General features: G+C 70.0%; 15 protein-coding genes. 8 read left to right on the top strand and 7 right to left on the bottom strand.

Annotation, left to right across the window (positions count from 1 at the left end):
- The first annotated feature begins 135 nt into the window (after positions 1–135).
- Both LHU95_RS20295 and LHU95_RS20290 read left to right on the top strand, forming a co-directional pair.
- A complete protein-coding gene (locus LHU95_RS20295) occupies positions 136–1,128 on the top strand; it encodes a tripartite tricarboxylate transporter substrate binding protein (RefSeq protein WP_248708770.1) in 993 nt (330 codons plus the stop codon).
- Positions 1,125–2,123 carry a tripartite tricarboxylate transporter substrate-binding protein gene (locus LHU95_RS20290; protein ID WP_248708769.1) on the top strand — a complete coding sequence of 333 codons (999 nt, stop codon included), beginning with the start codon at positions 1,125–1,127 and terminating at the stop codon, positions 2,121–2,123. Before LHU95_RS20295 ends, LHU95_RS20290 begins: the two co-directional genes overlap by 4 nt.
- A gap of 17 nt (positions 2,124–2,140) precedes the next feature.
- On the opposite strand, the gene LHU95_RS20285 is transcribed toward LHU95_RS20290, so the two are convergent.
- Both LHU95_RS20285 and LHU95_RS20280 read right to left on the bottom strand, forming a co-directional pair.
- A complete protein-coding gene (locus LHU95_RS20285) occupies positions 2,141–2,650 on the bottom strand; it encodes a hypothetical protein (RefSeq protein ID WP_248708768.1) in 510 nt (169 codons plus the stop codon).
- 131 nt (positions 2,651–2,781) lie between these two features.
- A complete protein-coding gene (locus tag LHU95_RS20280) occupies positions 2,782–3,612 on the bottom strand; it encodes an aldo/keto reductase (protein ID WP_248708767.1) in 831 nt (276 codons plus the stop codon).
- Positions 3,613–3,646: 34 nt separating this feature from the next.
- Here LHU95_RS20280 and LHU95_RS20275 point away from each other — a divergent pair, with 34 nt between their 5' ends.
- The 5 genes from LHU95_RS20275 to LHU95_RS20255 all read left to right on the top strand — a co-directional run bounded on the left by LHU95_RS20275 (position 3,647) and on the right by LHU95_RS20255 (position 7,316).
- Positions 3,647–4,252, top strand: coding sequence for a hypothetical protein (locus LHU95_RS20275; RefSeq protein WP_248708766.1), 606 nt, complete (start codon positions 3,647–3,649; stop codon positions 4,250–4,252).
- Positions 4,249–4,779 (top strand): sigma-70 family RNA polymerase sigma factor, encoded by a 531-nt coding sequence (locus tag LHU95_RS20270; protein ID WP_248708765.1) that lies wholly within the window; start codon positions 4,249–4,251, stop codon positions 4,777–4,779. Before LHU95_RS20275 ends, LHU95_RS20270 begins: the two co-directional genes overlap by 4 nt.
- Entirely contained in the window at positions 4,776–5,441 is a 666-nt protein-coding gene (locus LHU95_RS20265) for an anti-sigma factor (protein ID WP_248708764.1), read from the top strand. The genes LHU95_RS20270 and LHU95_RS20265 overlap by 4 nt, the downstream gene beginning before the upstream one ends.
- Before the next feature lie 247 nt (positions 5,442–5,688).
- On the top strand, positions 5,689–6,468 hold the full coding sequence (locus LHU95_RS20260) for a DUF4394 domain-containing protein (RefSeq protein ID WP_248708763.1): 780 nt from the start codon (positions 5,689–5,691) through the stop codon (positions 6,466–6,468).
- A gap of 371 nt (positions 6,469–6,839) precedes the next feature.
- A complete protein-coding gene (locus LHU95_RS20255) occupies positions 6,840–7,316 on the top strand; it encodes a DUF1203 domain-containing protein (protein ID WP_248708762.1) in 477 nt (158 codons plus the stop codon).
- Here LHU95_RS20255 and LHU95_RS20250 read toward each other — a convergent pair whose 3' ends face one another.
- Genes LHU95_RS20250 through LHU95_RS20240 form a run of 3 tightly spaced genes read right to left on the bottom strand, consistent with a single transcriptional unit; the run spans position 7,317 to position 10,971 of the window.
- On the bottom strand, positions 7,317–8,630 hold the full coding sequence (locus LHU95_RS20250; protein WP_248708761.1) for an ABC transporter permease: 1,314 nt from the start codon (positions 8,628–8,630) through the stop codon (positions 7,317–7,319).
- Complete coding sequence (locus LHU95_RS20245; RefSeq protein WP_248708760.1) at positions 8,627–9,352, bottom strand: ABC transporter ATP-binding protein; 726 nt, start codon at positions 9,350–9,352, stop codon at positions 8,627–8,629. Before LHU95_RS20245 ends, LHU95_RS20250 begins: the two co-directional genes overlap by 4 nt.
- Complete coding sequence (locus tag LHU95_RS20240) at positions 9,349–10,971, bottom strand: efflux RND transporter periplasmic adaptor subunit (RefSeq protein WP_248708759.1); 1,623 nt, start codon at positions 10,969–10,971, stop codon at positions 9,349–9,351. The genes LHU95_RS20245 and LHU95_RS20240 overlap by 4 nt, the downstream gene beginning before the upstream one ends.
- Before the next feature lie 62 nt (positions 10,972–11,033).
- On the opposite strand from LHU95_RS20240, the gene LHU95_RS20235 reads away from it, so the two are divergent.
- Positions 11,034–11,966 (top strand): ketopantoate reductase family protein, encoded by a 933-nt coding sequence (locus tag LHU95_RS20235; protein ID WP_248708758.1) that lies wholly within the window; start codon positions 11,034–11,036, stop codon positions 11,964–11,966.
- Here the strand turns inward: LHU95_RS20235 and LHU95_RS20230 are convergent.
- Both LHU95_RS20230 and LHU95_RS20225 read right to left on the bottom strand, forming a co-directional pair.
- Positions 11,950–13,284: an AMP-binding protein gene (locus LHU95_RS20230; RefSeq protein ID WP_248708757.1), complete on the bottom strand. Its 1,335-nt coding sequence runs from the start codon at positions 13,282–13,284 to the stop codon at positions 11,950–11,952. The two genes, LHU95_RS20235 and LHU95_RS20230, sit on opposite strands and share 17 nt — an antisense overlap.
- Entirely contained in the window at positions 13,284–14,546 is a 1,263-nt protein-coding gene (locus tag LHU95_RS20225; protein WP_248708756.1) for an acyl-CoA dehydrogenase family protein, read from the bottom strand. Before LHU95_RS20225 ends, LHU95_RS20230 begins: the two co-directional genes overlap by 1 nt.
- Between the last annotated feature and the right edge of the window lie 46 nt (positions 14,547–14,592).

Raw genomic sequence — 14,592 nt, 5'->3', positions numbered from 1 at the left:
GGCATTGATCCTGAAGGGCTTGTGCATAACGCCTTAGCAACCGGGCGGATGCGCGCAAGTGCGCCTCTTGAAGCAGAACGATGCGCGGGCCAGACTGATGAACAAAGATACATCCTGGGAGAATGTCCAATGCGCATGAAACGTCGCGCCCTTCTGGCCGCCAGCCTGGCGACTCCAGCCCTCACCGGCATCGCCCGGGCCCAGGCCTGGGCGCCGACCCGCCCCATCCGCCTCATCGTCGGCTTCACTCCGGCCGGCACCACGGATATCGCGGCGCGCCTCCTGGTCGAGCCGCTGTCGCAGCGCCTGGGTCAGCCGGTTCTGATCGAGAATCGTCCCGGCGCCGGCGGCAATGTCGGTGCCGACGTCGTCGCCAAGGCCGAACCGGACGGCCACACTATTCTGATGCAGACGGTGAGCGCCGGCGCCATCAACTACCAGCTCTACGGCGCGCGGATGCCCTACAAGCCCGAGGATTTCGCCGCGATCAGCCTGGTGGTGCGCGTTCCCAACGCGATCTATGTGAATCCGTCTGTGCGGGCCAATACCCTGGCCGAGCTGGTGGCGCTGGCCCGCGCCAATCCGGGGCGCATGAATATCGGCAGCAGCGGGGTGGGCACCTCGCTGCACATGACCGGCGAATTGCTGAAGCTCGCCGCCGGCATTGATCTCACGCATGTTCCCTTCCGCGGCTCGGGCCCCATGTTGCAGGAGATCATCGCCGGCCGCATCGAGGTGGGGGTGGACAACCTGCCCAGTGTGATCGGCCATCTGCGCGAAGGGCGCCTGCGGCCGCTGGCGGTCACCACCGCGACGCGCAGCCCCTCCCTGCCCGATGTGCCGACGACGGCCGAGGCGGGTTTCCCCGCGGTGGAAGCGACCGCGTGGTTCGGCCTGGCCGGCCCCGCCCGCATGCCGCGTGCGGCCATCCAGCGCATCAATGCCGAGGTGGAGGCCATCCTGGCGGAGCCCGCCATGTGGCGCCGCTTCGATGAGCTGGGCGGCATGCGCGCCGATCTCGTGCCCGGCGGCGGCAGCACGCCCGAGACCTTCGACGCCTTCATGCGGGCCGAGGTCCTGAAATGGAGCGAGGCGGTGCGCCGCTCCGGCGCCTCGGTGGAAGGGTGAGCGGCGTCTCGCGCCGCGCGCTTCTTGCCGCACCACTGCTGACGCCAGCCCTGGCGGCCCAGCCGGCAGGGGCCCAGCCTTGGGCACCGGCCAGGCCGCTGCGCCTCGTCATTCCCTTCCCGCCAGGCGGCACGACGGATCTCGTCGGCCGCATGGTGGCCGAGCGGCTGGGCCCGAAGCTGGGTCAGCCGGTCATCGTCGAGAATCGTCCCGGCGCCGGCGGCAACATCGCGGGTGAATTCGTGGTCCGCGCCGAGCCGGATGGCCTGACGCTCTTCTTCACCTCGATCGGCACGGGCGCGATCAACTATGCGGTCTATGGTCCGCGCATGCCCTGGCGCCCAGAGGAGATGGCGGCGATCGGCCTGGTCACGCGCATGCCCAATGTGCTCATGGTGGCCAACCGCCTGCCGGTGCGGAGCATGGCGCAATTCCTGGATTTCGCGCGCATGCGGCAGGGCGAGATCACCTACGGCACGGCCGGCATCGGCAGTTCGCCGCATGTCTGCATGGAGTTGCTCGGCCAGCTCACCGGCATCCGATTCGTGCATGTGCCGTTCCGCGGCTCAGGCCCGATGTTGACCGAACTGATGGCCGAGCGGGTGGATTGCGGCATGGACAACATCCCTTCCGCGTTGCCCTTCATCCGCGACAACCGCCTGCGCGCCCTGGGCATGAGCGGCGCCCAGCGCGGGCAGGTGGTGCCCGATGTGCCGGTCATCGCCGATACCATCCCGGGCTTCGAGGCCACGGCCTGGTTCGGCGTGCAAAGCTCCGCACGGGTGCCGCGCGCCATCATCGAACGCCTGGGCGCGGAGATTGACCTGATCACCCGCGACCCGGCCTTCCGCGCCCGGCTGACCGAATTCGGCGCCGAAGGGCCGGGGCTGACGCCGGATGGCGGCACCTCGCCCGCGGCATTTGAGGGTTTCCTCGCCAGTGAAATCCGCAAATGGGGGGAGGTTGTGCAGAAGGCGCAGCTGCGGGTGGAATAGGCCCACCCGCCGCCGGTTCAGATCATCTCGATCAGGATGCCGTCAGCCCCCACCTGGGCGGCGAGGCCGGTGCGATTGGGCTGCAGATTGAGCCGCACGCCCGAGGTGTTCTGCATCCAGATGCCGCCGCGAAGCTGCGCCCCGGGCGCCACCAGACCTGCGCGCGCCTGACCATAGAGGCCGGGGAACTGGTCCAGACTGGTCATGTTGTAGACCCGCCCGGTGGCGCGGATGCGGGCCATGCCCACGCCGCCGGCCCCCAGGCCGCGCACGCGGAAGCGATGGGTGCGCCCCTGATAGGTGATGCTCCCGGCCCCCCAGGCCACCTGGCCGATGAAGCCCAACTGCCAGTTGTTCATCTCCACCCGCGCGACGGCCGCACCCAGCGGCGCCTCGGCCGGCGGGGCGGGCGGCTGATGCGGCGCCGCGGCCACCGGGGCGGGCGCAGGCTCGCTGGCGCAAGCCGCCAGGCCCAGCGCGGGCAGGGCAGCAAGCCAGATGCGGCGATGGATCAGGTGTTCAGACATGGGGTCATCTTTGCTTCAATAGAGAGGCATAGTTTGCGCTGTTATTGCCCCTCTTGCCAACCCGATGGTGCGGCATCCCGGTCGCGTGGGCCCTGCCCAAGCGCAGCCCCGGCTGTTGGGGCGGCGGCGGCCTACAGCATCGCCAGCGGCCGCTTGCGACGCGGCGGCGGGAAGCCCGCATCCAGTGCGGCATGTTCCTCGGCGGTCAGGATGATGTCGCGCGCCGCCGCATTCTCCCGCAGATGCGCCAGCGAGGTCGCCTTGGGGATGCTGATCACCCCGGGGCGGGACAGCGTCCAGGCCAGGGCCATCTGCGCCGGCGTGCAGCCGCGCGCGCGGGCCACGGCCGCCAGCGCCGGATGGCGCAGCAGCGATCCACCCTGGCCGATGGGCGAATAGGCCATCACCGGCATGCCGCGTGCGGCGCAGAAGGGCAGCAGGTCATGCTCCGGGCCGCGATGCTCCAAGTTCAGCAGCACCTGGTCCGTGGCGCAATCGGCCAGGGCCGGGCCCAGTTCCTCCAGATCCTCGACATCGAGGTTGGAGACCCCCCAGCGCGCTATTTTTCCGGCCGCCCGCATCCGTTCCATCGCCTCCACCGTATCGTCCAGAGGAACGGAGCCGCGCCAATGCAGCAGATAGAGATCGAGGCATTCCATGCCGAGCCGCTTCAGGCTGCGCTCACAGGCCTGGCCCAGTGCGCGCTTGCCGGCATTGTGCGGATAAACCTTGGAGACGAGGAAAACCTCATCGCGCCGCCCGGCAATGGCCTCGCCCACCACGGCCTCGGCGCCGCCTTCGGCGTACATCTCGGCAGTATCGATCAGCGTCAGGCCCAGGTCGAGGCCGGCGCGCAGGGCCGTGACCTCGGCCTTCCGGTTGGCCGCGCGCTCCCCCATGTGCCAGGTGCCCTGGCCGAGTGCCGCCACGGAAGTGCCATCTGCGAGGGTGATGCTGCGCATGCTCGTCTCTCCATCCCGTGCTAGGGTAACGCCCATGAAGCTCCTTGCCATCGCCTTGTTGCTGTTTCCCTTCGCTGGCTTGGCGCAGCCCGCGCCCGAGGCCATCGGCCCCTGGCAGCTGGGCTGCGTCACGGACCGGATGACGGACCGCACCGCCTGCATCCTGCGCCACCGGGACTGGGTGGAGCGGCCCAGCGTGGGTGTCGGCCTCGCCTTTGAAATCCTCGACCGCGGCGGGCGGCTGGTGCCTGCGGTGACGGCGCGGGATCTCTCGCTCGACAGTGCGGCGCGCGGGCTGCTGGCCGTGGCGGGCGTCGCGCAGCTGCGGCTGGGCAGCAATGCCATGATGGAGATGCCCTGCAGCCTGGAGGGGCGTAGCCTGATCTGCGCCCCGCGCAGCGCCGATGCCCCGCGCGCCGCGCAGGAATTGCCGCTGGCCGAGCGCGCGCTGCTGCGCATGTCGGGCCTTGGCAGCAACAGCAATGCCGCGACCGCCCCCGCCGAGCTTCGCCTCAGTGACACCGCCGCCGCGATGGAGCGCCTGCGCCGGGCCCAGCCCGCCGGCAGCACGCCAGCCCCGGCCGAGTCGGGGTTGGATCTGCGCGATCTGCTCGGCCGCATGCAGCAATTGCTGCGATGAGCGACGCAGCCCTCCTCCTGGCCCGCATCGCGCGCGATGACCGCGCGGCCTTGCAGGCCCTCTACAAGCTGCAATCGGTGCGGCTCTTCGGGGTCGCGATGGCGGTCCTGCGGGACCGTGACGCGGCGGCGGATGCGGTGCATGACGGCTTTGTGAAGATCGCCCGCCGTGCCGCGCAATTCGATCCTGAGCGCGGTGCCGCCGAAGCCTGGCTGGGCTCGGTGATCCGCCATGCGGCCCTCGATATTGCGCGGCGACGCGGGCGTGAAATACCCACCGATGACGCCACGCTGGGGGATACGCCCGTCGAGGCCGATCAGCTGGACAGCCTGGCCGCCGGCGAGGATGGCGCCAGGCTGCGCGATTGCCTCGCGCGGCTGGCCGAGAAAAACCGGCAGGGCATCGTGCTGGCCTTCGTGCATGGCCTCTCCCACCCGCAGATCGCGGCGAAGTTGGACTTGCCGCTCGGGACGGTGAAGGCCTGGATTCGCCGTGGCCTGATGAGCCTGAAGGAGTGCCTCGCATGACTCCGCAGGAACGCGACGAGCTGGCCGCGGAATACGTGCTGGGCACGCTGGAATCGCGTGAGGCCGAGGCCGCGCGCGCAATGATGGCGGCCGATCCGGGTTTCGCGGCGCAGGTTGGTGACTGGGAGAGACGGCTTGCGCCCCTGCTCACCCTCGCCACGCCCGAAGCCCCGCCGCCCGCGCTCTGGGCGCGGATCGAGGCCACGCTGGGCGGGGCTGCGCCGGTGCGGCGTGGTTGGCGTTTCCCCTGGCCGGCCTTCGGCCTGGGTGCCAGCGCCGTGGCCGCCGGGCTGGCGGCCTTCCTGGTGCTGCGCCCGCCGGTGCAGCCGCCGCTGATGACCGTGCTGCTGACCAGCACCGATCAGCCCGCCTTCCTGGTCGAGGCGGCGAGTGGGCAGATTCGCCTGGCCGCGCTCAATCCGCGCGGGGTGGAGCCGGGGCGCGTCATGCAGCTCTGGGCGCTGCCGCAGGGGGCGACGGCGCCGACCTCGTTGGGGCTTGTTCCCGCAAGCGGGCGCTTCAGCGTGACACCCCAGGGCGTGCGGCCCGAGCCTGGCATGCTGATCGAGATCACCCTGGAACCGCCGGGCGGCTCGCCCACCGGACGGCCGACCGGCCCGATCCTGTTCATCGGCCGTCTCGCCGCGGCGGGTGCAAGTTAGCCGCCGCCCCCCATCGCCAGGCGCGATGACGCCCACGAATGAAGGTGCAGGAAACAAGTTTCCTGCTGGGGAGTTTGAGGGGCAAAGCCCCTCAACACTGTAGCAAAACCCCTAAGCCCCACCGCATCGCGCGCCACCCGGGATCATCGCAGGAAAATTCTGGCATCGCCGCTGCATCCGCTCGCCCTCCCGCCCCGTAACGATCACAGCGAGGCGATGCCGCCCCGCGATCAACGGAGCAAAGCCCATGACCCAGATTTTCCGCAGCGCGCTGCTGGCCAGCGTTGCCCTCCTTGGTGGTGTTGCCGCGCAAGCCACCACCCTTGTTGGCCTGACGGCTGACAACATGCTGGTCCGGATGGACAGCGAAACCCGCCGCGCCATGCCCGCCATGCGCATCAGCGGCGCCGATGGCCGTGTGATCGCCGTGGATCAGCGCCCGGCCAATGGCATGCTCTATGGCGTGACCGAGCGCGGGCAGATCGTCACGCTGGATGCGGCGACAGGCCGCGCCACCCAGGTCAGCCGCCTCAGCATGCCGTTCGAATTCGGTGGCCGCGCCGTGGCCGATTTCAATCCCGTGCCCGACCGCCTGCGCCTGATGGGCATGAACGGCACGAATTTCCGCGTGAATGTCGAGACGGGCGAAGTGGCGCGCGATGGCACGCTGAAGCATGGCGATGGCCCGCTGGCCGGCACCATGCCGCGCATCGTGGCGGGCGCCTACATCAACAGCATGGCGGGTGCGACGGCCACGACGCTCTACACCATCGATACGCTGCAAAACGCCCTCAATGTGCAGGCGCCGCCGAATGACGGCATCCAGGCGCCGCGCGCGCGCATCTCGGCCGCGCTGCCGACGGGTGTGGCGCTCGATATCCTGACGGAGGGCACCAACAACACCGCCTTCCTGCTGACCGGCAGCACGCTGCACACGCTGAACCTGGCCGATGGCATGGTGGCCACGCGCGGCGCCATCACCGGCCTGCCGGCGGCTGAGGTGATCGACATCGCGGTCCTGCGCTAGCGCCTGATCGGCGGCGGCCCTTCGCCGACCGCCGTGAATCGGTCGCTGGCGTGCGCCTGATCGGCGGCGGCCCTTCGCCGACCGCCGTGAATCAGTCGCTGGCTTGCGCCTGATCGGCGGCGGCCCTTCGCCGACCGCCGTGAATCGGTCGCTGGCGTGCGCCTGATCGGCGGTGGCTCGTCGCCGGCCGACGTACCCAAGCGCACCCCCGCGCGACCTGCTCCCTCGCAGGGTTGCCGCACCTCTCCCCCGCTTCCCGGGGTGCGGCAGGCGCGGGGGGAAGCGCCGCCGCCTCCGGCTCGGGGGCGGCGGCTGCATGTCATGGCAACAGGCGGAAGGTGCGGCGCCTCCGGATCGGATACACCGCCTGGATGAGCCATTTTCGCTGCCTCCCCATGGATACTCCCTCTGCCCAACGCTTCCGCGCCACGCGCGTGGATGATCGCGGCGGCCCCGCGCATTCCCGCATCGTGGATGGGCCGGGCTATCCCTGCCGCCACTGCCTGAAACTGGGCGCAATTGGCGAGGAGATGCTGCTGGTCAGCTGGGATCTGCCCCTGCCGCAAGGGCCCTATTGGACGCCCTCGCCGGTGTTCCTCCACGCCCGGAATTGCGCAGCCACGGTGATCGAGGATGCGCTGCCGGAGACGGTGACGGCCAATATGATCATCTCGCTGCGGCATTATGACGCGGCGGGCATGTGCCTCTATGACCTCGGCATGGTGAGTGCGGGCGATGCCGCGCTCGGGCCGCTGCGTGCGCGCCTGGCCGATCCGCGCGTGGCCTATGTGAATATCCACACGGCGCGGCCGGGTTGCTGGCTCACCCGGGTGGAGAAGCGGCCCTGATCATTCGTGCCGCAGCGCCGTGATCGGATCCAGCCTCGCCGCGCGCCGCGCCGGGTAGTAGCCGAAGAACAGCCCGGTCAGCGCGGAGACCGTCACGGCCAGCGCCACCGCATCCCACTGGATCAGCACGGGCCACCCCGCGAAGCCGGCGAGGCTGTGCGCCAGGCCGATGCCCACCAGCACGCCCACCGCGCCGCCCAGCAGAGCCAGCAGGACCGCCTCCAGCAGGAATTGCCGGAGGATGTCCCGCCGCCGCGCCCCCACAGCCAGGCGCAGCCCGATCTCGCGCGTGCGCTCGGTGACACTCACCAGCATGATGTTCATCACGCCGATGCCGCCCACCAGCAACGAGACGGCGGCCACGGCAGCCAGCAGTAGGGACAGTGTGCGCGCCGAGGCATCGCGCGTGGCGGCAATCTCGCTCAGGTTGCGGATGGAGACGGTGTCGGGCTCATTGGCGGCGACGCGGTGGCGCTGGCGGAAGAATTGGCGCAGTTCCTCCTCCACATCGCTCATGCTCTCGCCCTCATGCACCTTCACGCTGATGGTGCCGACCGAGCGGGCGAAGGCGCGGGATGCGCCCATCACGCTGCGCCGCGCCGTCCAGAAGGGCATGATGACCACGTCATCCTGGTCCTGCCCCATCGGGTTCTGGCCCTTGCGGCCGAGCACGCCGAGCACCTCGAAGGGGGTCGCGCGGATGCGGATTTCCCGGCCCACCGGGTCCTCGTCCCCGAACAGGTTTTCCGCGACGGTGGCGCCCAGCAAGACCAGCTTCCGGCCGGACATGGCTTCCTCGATGGTGAAGAAGCGGCCCTCGCTCACCAGCCAGTCATGCGCGACGAAATAATCGGGATCGGTCGCAACGACGGTGGTGGACCAGTTCTGGTTGCCGGCCACCACCTGCTGCTGCTGGCGCGAGGTGCCGGCCGCGACCTGCACGGCGGCGATCTGCCGGGGAATTTCCTGCGCGTCATCCCAGGCGAGATTGGGCCGCTGCCCCGCGCCGAGGGAAACGCCGCCCAGCCGCACATTCGCCCCCCAGACCACGAGCAGATTGGCCCCCAGCGACTGGATCTGCGCCAGGACCTGTTGCCGCGCCCCCGCACCGACCGCGACGGTGACGATCACCGCGGCCACGCCGATGAAGATGCCGAGTGCCGTCAGCGCCGCGCGCAGCTTGTTGGCCGCAAGGGCAGCGAGCGCGGCCAGAAACGCCTCGGCCATGGAAAGCCCGGCATGGCCGGGCGGCAGGGGCGGCAGCGGGGCGACCGCTCGCGCAGCGGCCTCGGGCAGGGGATGGGGCGCGTTCATTGGAATTTCTGCCGCAGCATGGCGTCCGCATCCACCGGCTGATAGCGGCTATCCTCGATCATCCGGCCGTCCCGGAAGCGCAGGGTGCGGCTGGCGAAGGCCGCCACATCGGCATCATGCGTGACGCAGAGAATGGCGACGCCCGCGCGATTCAGCGCCTGGAACAGCGCCATGATCTCGAGCCCGGTGCGGCTGTCCAGCGCGCCCGTCGGTTCATCGGCCAGGAGCAGCCCCGGGCCATTCACCAGGGCGCGCGCAATCGCCACGCGCTGCTGCTGCCCGCCGGAAAGCTGGGAGGGCGTGTGGTGCATGCGCGCGCCCAGACCCACGCGCTCCAGCGCGATGGCGGCGCGCTCGCGCCGGATGCGGCGCGGCAGCCCGCGATACAGCATCGGCATCTCGACATTGGCGAGCGCGTCCGAGCGCGGCAGCAGGTTGAAGCTCTGGAAGACGAAGCCGATCTGCTCGCCCCGCAGCGCCGCCACGCGATCGGGCGCGAGGGCGGCCACGTCCTCCCCCGCCAGGCGGTAGCGGCCGCGCGTGGGTTGATCCAGGCAGCCGATCAAATTGAGGAAGGTGGATTTGCCCGAGCCCGACGGCCCCATGGCGGCCACGAACTCGCCAGGCTCGATATCGAGGTCGAGCCCTTCCAGCGCGGCCACCACGCCCTCGCCCGAGGGGTAGTGGCGCGTCAGGTCGCGGGTTTCGATCAAGGCGGTCAAAACAGCGGCCTTGTGGTTGGCGCCCGCGCCGGCGCGGCGCCCGCACGCTCCGTGCCGATGACGATCTGCGCATCGGGTGGCAGATCACCGCTGATTACTTCGGTCACATTGCCATCGGTCAGGCCGGTGCGGATCGCCACGGCGCGGGGCGGGCCATCGCCCTCCACCACATGGACCGTGCCGGCTGTACCGCCGGCCTGGCGTGAGCCCCGCGTGGCGGCGAGGCGGGCGCGCTGCTCCGGCGTCAGGACTGCGTTCAGGCGGGATTGCAGGCGCTGCCGGGCGGCCTGTGCCTGCTGGCGCCGCGCCTCGGGATCGCCGGGCAGGGCGGCCATGCGCTCGCGCATCTCGCGTGCGGCGGCTTCCACTTCCTGGCGCTGGGCGGGCGTCAGGTCGGTCATCTCGCGCAGGGCGGCTTCCATCGGATTGCCGGGTGGGGCCGCCTGGCCCTGCGCTGCCGTGGCCCCGGCCGGCCGCCAGCGCAACGCCGCGTTGGGGACGCGCAGCGCATCCGTGCGTTCATCGGTGATGATCCGCAAGGTCGCCGTCATGCCGGGCAGCATGCGGCCATCTGTGTTGGGCGCCGTGACGACGACCGTATAGGTCACCACATTGTTCACCGTGGTCGGGCTCAGCCGGATTTCCTTCACCGTGCCGCGCAGATTGACGCTGGGATGCGCGGCCACCGTGAAAGCGACATTCTGCCCGGGGCGAATGCGGCCGATATCGCTTTCATCCACCGTGGCCCACAGCTCCATCTCGCTCAGATTGGCGGCGATGGTGAAGAGCGTCGGTGATTGCAGCGAGGCCGCGACGGTCTGCCCCAGATCCACACTGCGCGAGACGATGATGCCGTCAATCGGGCTGCGGATGGTGGCGAAGTTGAGATTGACCTCGACTTGCCGCAACTGCGCCGCGCGTTGCTGCGCCGTCGCTTCCGCGGCCTCGACCTGGGCGAGGGCGGTGCGTGCCGTCGCCTCCGCCGAGATCAGGTTCGCCTCGGCCTGCGCGATCTGCGCCAGCTGGATCGCGACATTGGCGCGCGCGCCATCCACGGTGAAACCGGCCCGCGCCGCATCGCGCGTGGTGCCGACGGCGGAGCGGCGGAGCTCCTCGGTGCGGCGGGCCTCGTATTCGGCGTCCCGCAGCAGGGCCTCGGCGCGGCTTGCCTCGCCCCGGGCGGCGGCGACCGCGGCGCGGGATTGCTCGGCGTCGGAGCGCGCGCGCTCGGCCTGGGCGCGCGCGACGGCGACGGCCGCCTGCGCGGAAAGCGCATCGGCCGCGGCGGCGGCGCGGGTTGCTTCCAGCTGCTGCGTATCGAGCCGCGCCAGCACCTGGCCCGTGCTGACGCGCTGGTTGAAATCGCCGGGCAATTCGCGGATCAGCCCCGAGAGTTGGCTGCCGACGATGACCGTGACCAGCGGATTCACCGTGCCGGTCGCGGAGACGACGGCCGTGATCGGGCCGCGATCCGCGCTGGCCAGCCGGAGGCGCGGCCCATTGGCCTGGGCCTGGCCAGGCCAGCTCAGCCCCAGCGCCGCCATGGCTGGCCGGCCATAGACATAGCCACCGCCGAGCAGCGCGATGGCCAGGACAAGCAGGATGAGTTTGCGGCGCATGACTTTCCGAACCTATGGCCCGGGTGTAACGCGCATATGTCGCGATTGGAAAGGAAAGTCATATGCGGGTGCTGGTGCTGGGGGCGGGCGCGCTGGGTGGCTATTTCGGCGGCCGTTTGGCCGAAGCGAGCGGCGATGTGACCTTCCTCGTCCGGCCCGCACGCGCGGCGAGGCTGGCCGAGGCGGGCCTCGTGATCGAGAGCCCCTTCGGCGATGCGCGCCTACCGGTGAAGACCGTGACGGCCGAGGCATTGCAACCCGGCTGGGATGTGATCCTGCTGACCTGCAAGGCCTATGACCTGGAGGATGCCATGGCCAGCATCGAGCCGGCCATGGATGCACGCACCGCCATCCTGCCCGTGCTGAACGGGCTTTCGCATATCGAGACGCTGCAAGCGCGCTTCGGTGCGGAGCGTGTGCTGGGCGGGCTGTGCAAGATCCAGGCGACGCTGACGCCTTCGGGCGTCGTGCGGCAGCTGAATGACTGGCGCTGGCTGACCTTCGGCGAGATGGACGGCGGGATGAGCCCGCGCGTCGCGGCGCTGGAAGCCGCCTTCGCCAGGGCGCGCGGCATGGAGGCCAAGGCGGTGCCGAATATCGCGCAGCGCCTGTGGGAAAAGCTTGTGCATCTGGGCACCAGCGCGGTCGGCACGGTGCTGATGCGCGCCAATGTGGGCGAGATCGTGCGCGCCGGCGGAAGTGCCTGGCTGCAGGAGGTGCTGGCGCGCAACGCCGCCATCGCGGCACGTCACGGGCACCCGATGCCGGAGAGCTTCATGGCGGAGTATCGCGCGTTGTTCAGCGACCCGGCCAGCGCCTACGCCACCTCCATGCTCCGCGATATCGAGGCGGGCAATCGCATCGAGGGCGAGCATATCCTGGGCTTCCTCGCCGCGGCCGCGGCGCGCGCGGGGGTGGAGAGCGCCATCCATGACGCGGCCGCCCTGCATGCGGGCAGCTATGAGCAAAGGCGCGCGGCTAACCGGCTTCCGTAAGCGCGCGCAGCTTCTCGATCTGCACCTTGCCGAGCGCCGTGCGCGGCAGGGCCGGAAGGCGCAGCACGGCGCGCGGATGCTTGAAGCGCGCCAGCTTGGCTTCGAAATGGGCGGCGATCATCGCCTCGTTGAATTCGGGACCGGCGACGATGACGGCCACCGGCACTTCGCCCCAGCGCGGATCGGCGCGGCCGATGATGGCGTATTCCCGCAGCCCCGGCACTTCGGCCAGCACGCGCTCCAACTCCGCCGGATAGATGTTCTCGCCGCCCGAGATGATCACGCGCTTCAGCCGGTCGGTGAACCAGAAGCGGCCTTCGGTATCCTGATGGCCGACATCGCCGGTGCGGAACCAGCCCTCATGCAGGGCTTCCGCCGTGGCATCGGCGCGGTTCCAGTAGCCCGACAGGACGTTCGCGCCGCGGATCTCGATTTCGCCCGGGATGCCGCAGGGTGCCTCGCGGCCATCGGGCAGGGTGATGCGTGCCTCGCAAAGCGGCGCGGCGCGGCCGATGGAGCCTGGCGCGGCCAGCGCCTCCTGCCGCGTTTGCGCGATGGCGATGGGACTGGTCTCCGTCATGCCATAGACCTGCTGTACCGGGATGCCGCGCGCGTGAAATGCCTCGATCAGCGGCAGCGGCACCTCGGAGGAACCGGCGCCGATGGCGCGCAGGGAGGAAAGATCAGCGCCTGTCCAGCGGGGATGCTTCACGAGCGCCGCCATCACGGCCGGCACCAGCAGCGTCAGCGTCGGGCGCAGGCGCTCCATCGCATCGAAGAAGCCATCTGGGTCGAATTTCGGCAGGAGGGTGACACGCGCGCCGGCCAGCAGCGCGGGCACGGTCTGGATGTTCAGCCCGCCCACATGGAACAGTGGCAGCACCGTCAGCACATGGTCAGCGGGCGTCAGCTCGAAGATGCGGCGCGCATTTTCCGCATTGGCGTGCAGCGCCGCGCGGCTCAGCAGGGCGCCCTTGGGGCGGCCGGTGGTGCCGGAGGTATAGCCGATCAGCAGCGCCTCGCAGGGCACCGAACCCGGCATGGCGTGCGGGGTGACAGAGCCCGCGGCCGGCCCCTCGCGCAGCAAGGCGAGGCCCGCATCCTGCGCGATCCATTGCAACTCGTCGGCGGCGAGGCGCCAGTTCAGCGGGACGAGCACGGCGCCGATCCGCTCGCAGGCAAAGAGGCAAGCCAGCATGGAGGGATGGTTCAGCCCGATCCAGCCGATGCGATCCCCGGCGCGGATGCCCTCGCCGCGCAACAAGCCTTCCTCGGCCTCGATCAGCGGTGTGAGGGTGGCGAGGTCGAAGCCCTGCATCAATCCGCCTCGCCCTTTTCGTAGAGCGCGTCCCGCCCGATGCGGTCCACACACAACTCCGCCGTCCAGGGCAGCATGAGCGAACCGCAGCGGCTGTCGCGATAAATCCGCTCCAGTGGCAGGGTCTTCAGCATGGCCTGGCCGCCGCAGGTGCGCACCGCCTTGGCGGCGATGGCGTTGGCGTTCTCCATGACGGTGTTTTGCGCGGCCAGGGCGCGCAGCATCTGCTCCTTCGAAGGATCAGGTCCGGCCTCGCTGATGGCCTGGAACCAGAGCGCCTTGGTCTGTTCCAGCATGATGCGCATCTCGGCCACTGCGATCTGCTTTGTCGGGTACATGCGGCGCTTCACGGGCGGCGTGCCTGGCTGTTCGCCGCGCAGATAGCGCACGCAGAAATCATGGGCCGCCTGGGCAAGCCCCATATAGGTGGGCGTCAGCGTCATGAACATGTGCGGCCAGCGCGAGGCCGCCTGGAAATAGAGCCCGGGCGGCATCAGCGCCGCACTCTCGGGGACGAAGACATCCTGGAAGATGAGGTTGCGGCTGACCGTGCCGCGCATGCCCAAGGGGTCCCATTCGCCCTCCACGGAGACGCCCGGCGCATCCTTCGGAATCGCGAGATACAGCGTGTCCCGGCGCGAGGGCCGATCCGCGCCATGCAACTCGGTGCAGAGAATGCCGTAGCAATCGGCGTGGCCGGAGAGCGAGGCGAAGATCTTCTTGCCATTGATGCGAAAGCCGCCTTCCACGGGTGTCGCCGTGGTGCCGAACGCCACGGTGCCGGCAGCCGCGGCACCGCCCTCGGAGAAGGGCTGCGAGAAGATGGCACCGCGCTCCAGGATGTTGGCGTAGTGCAGCCGGCGCCGCGCATGGTGCTGTGCGCGCGTGGCTTCCTCCATCTCCAGGTCATCGGTCAGCAGGCCGGTCCAGAGCGTGCTGCAGACATGCATGTTCCAGGTCAGCGTCGTCGCGCCGCAATAGCGCCCGAACTCGGCGGCGGCGAGGCAATAGGCGCGGAAATCAGCCCCCATGCCGCCCTCCGCCTTGGGGATGCAGATGCCCAGCCAGCCCTCGCGCCGCATGTCGTCGTAGTTATCGGTAGGGAAGCTGGCTTCGCGATCCCAGCGGGCGGCGCGCGGCGCCAGCACGCGCGCGCCGAATTCGCGCGCCCGGTCGCAGAGCTCGGCCTCGAAGGGCGTCAGCCGGAAGCCACGCGGATCGAAGATCGGCGCATCGGTGTTGACGGGGAGTGGCATGTCCATCTCGCTATCCTTCCAGGCCAGGCGGGCGCGGTTTCGGCTCAGGGGT

This window comes from Sediminicoccus sp. KRV36, assembly GCF_023243115.1.
Classification (GTDB): Bacteria; Pseudomonadota; Alphaproteobacteria; order Acetobacterales; family Acetobacteraceae; genus Roseococcus.
Note: the sequence above shows the minus strand (reverse complement) of the source record. Positions and strands in the feature narration are given on the sequence as shown.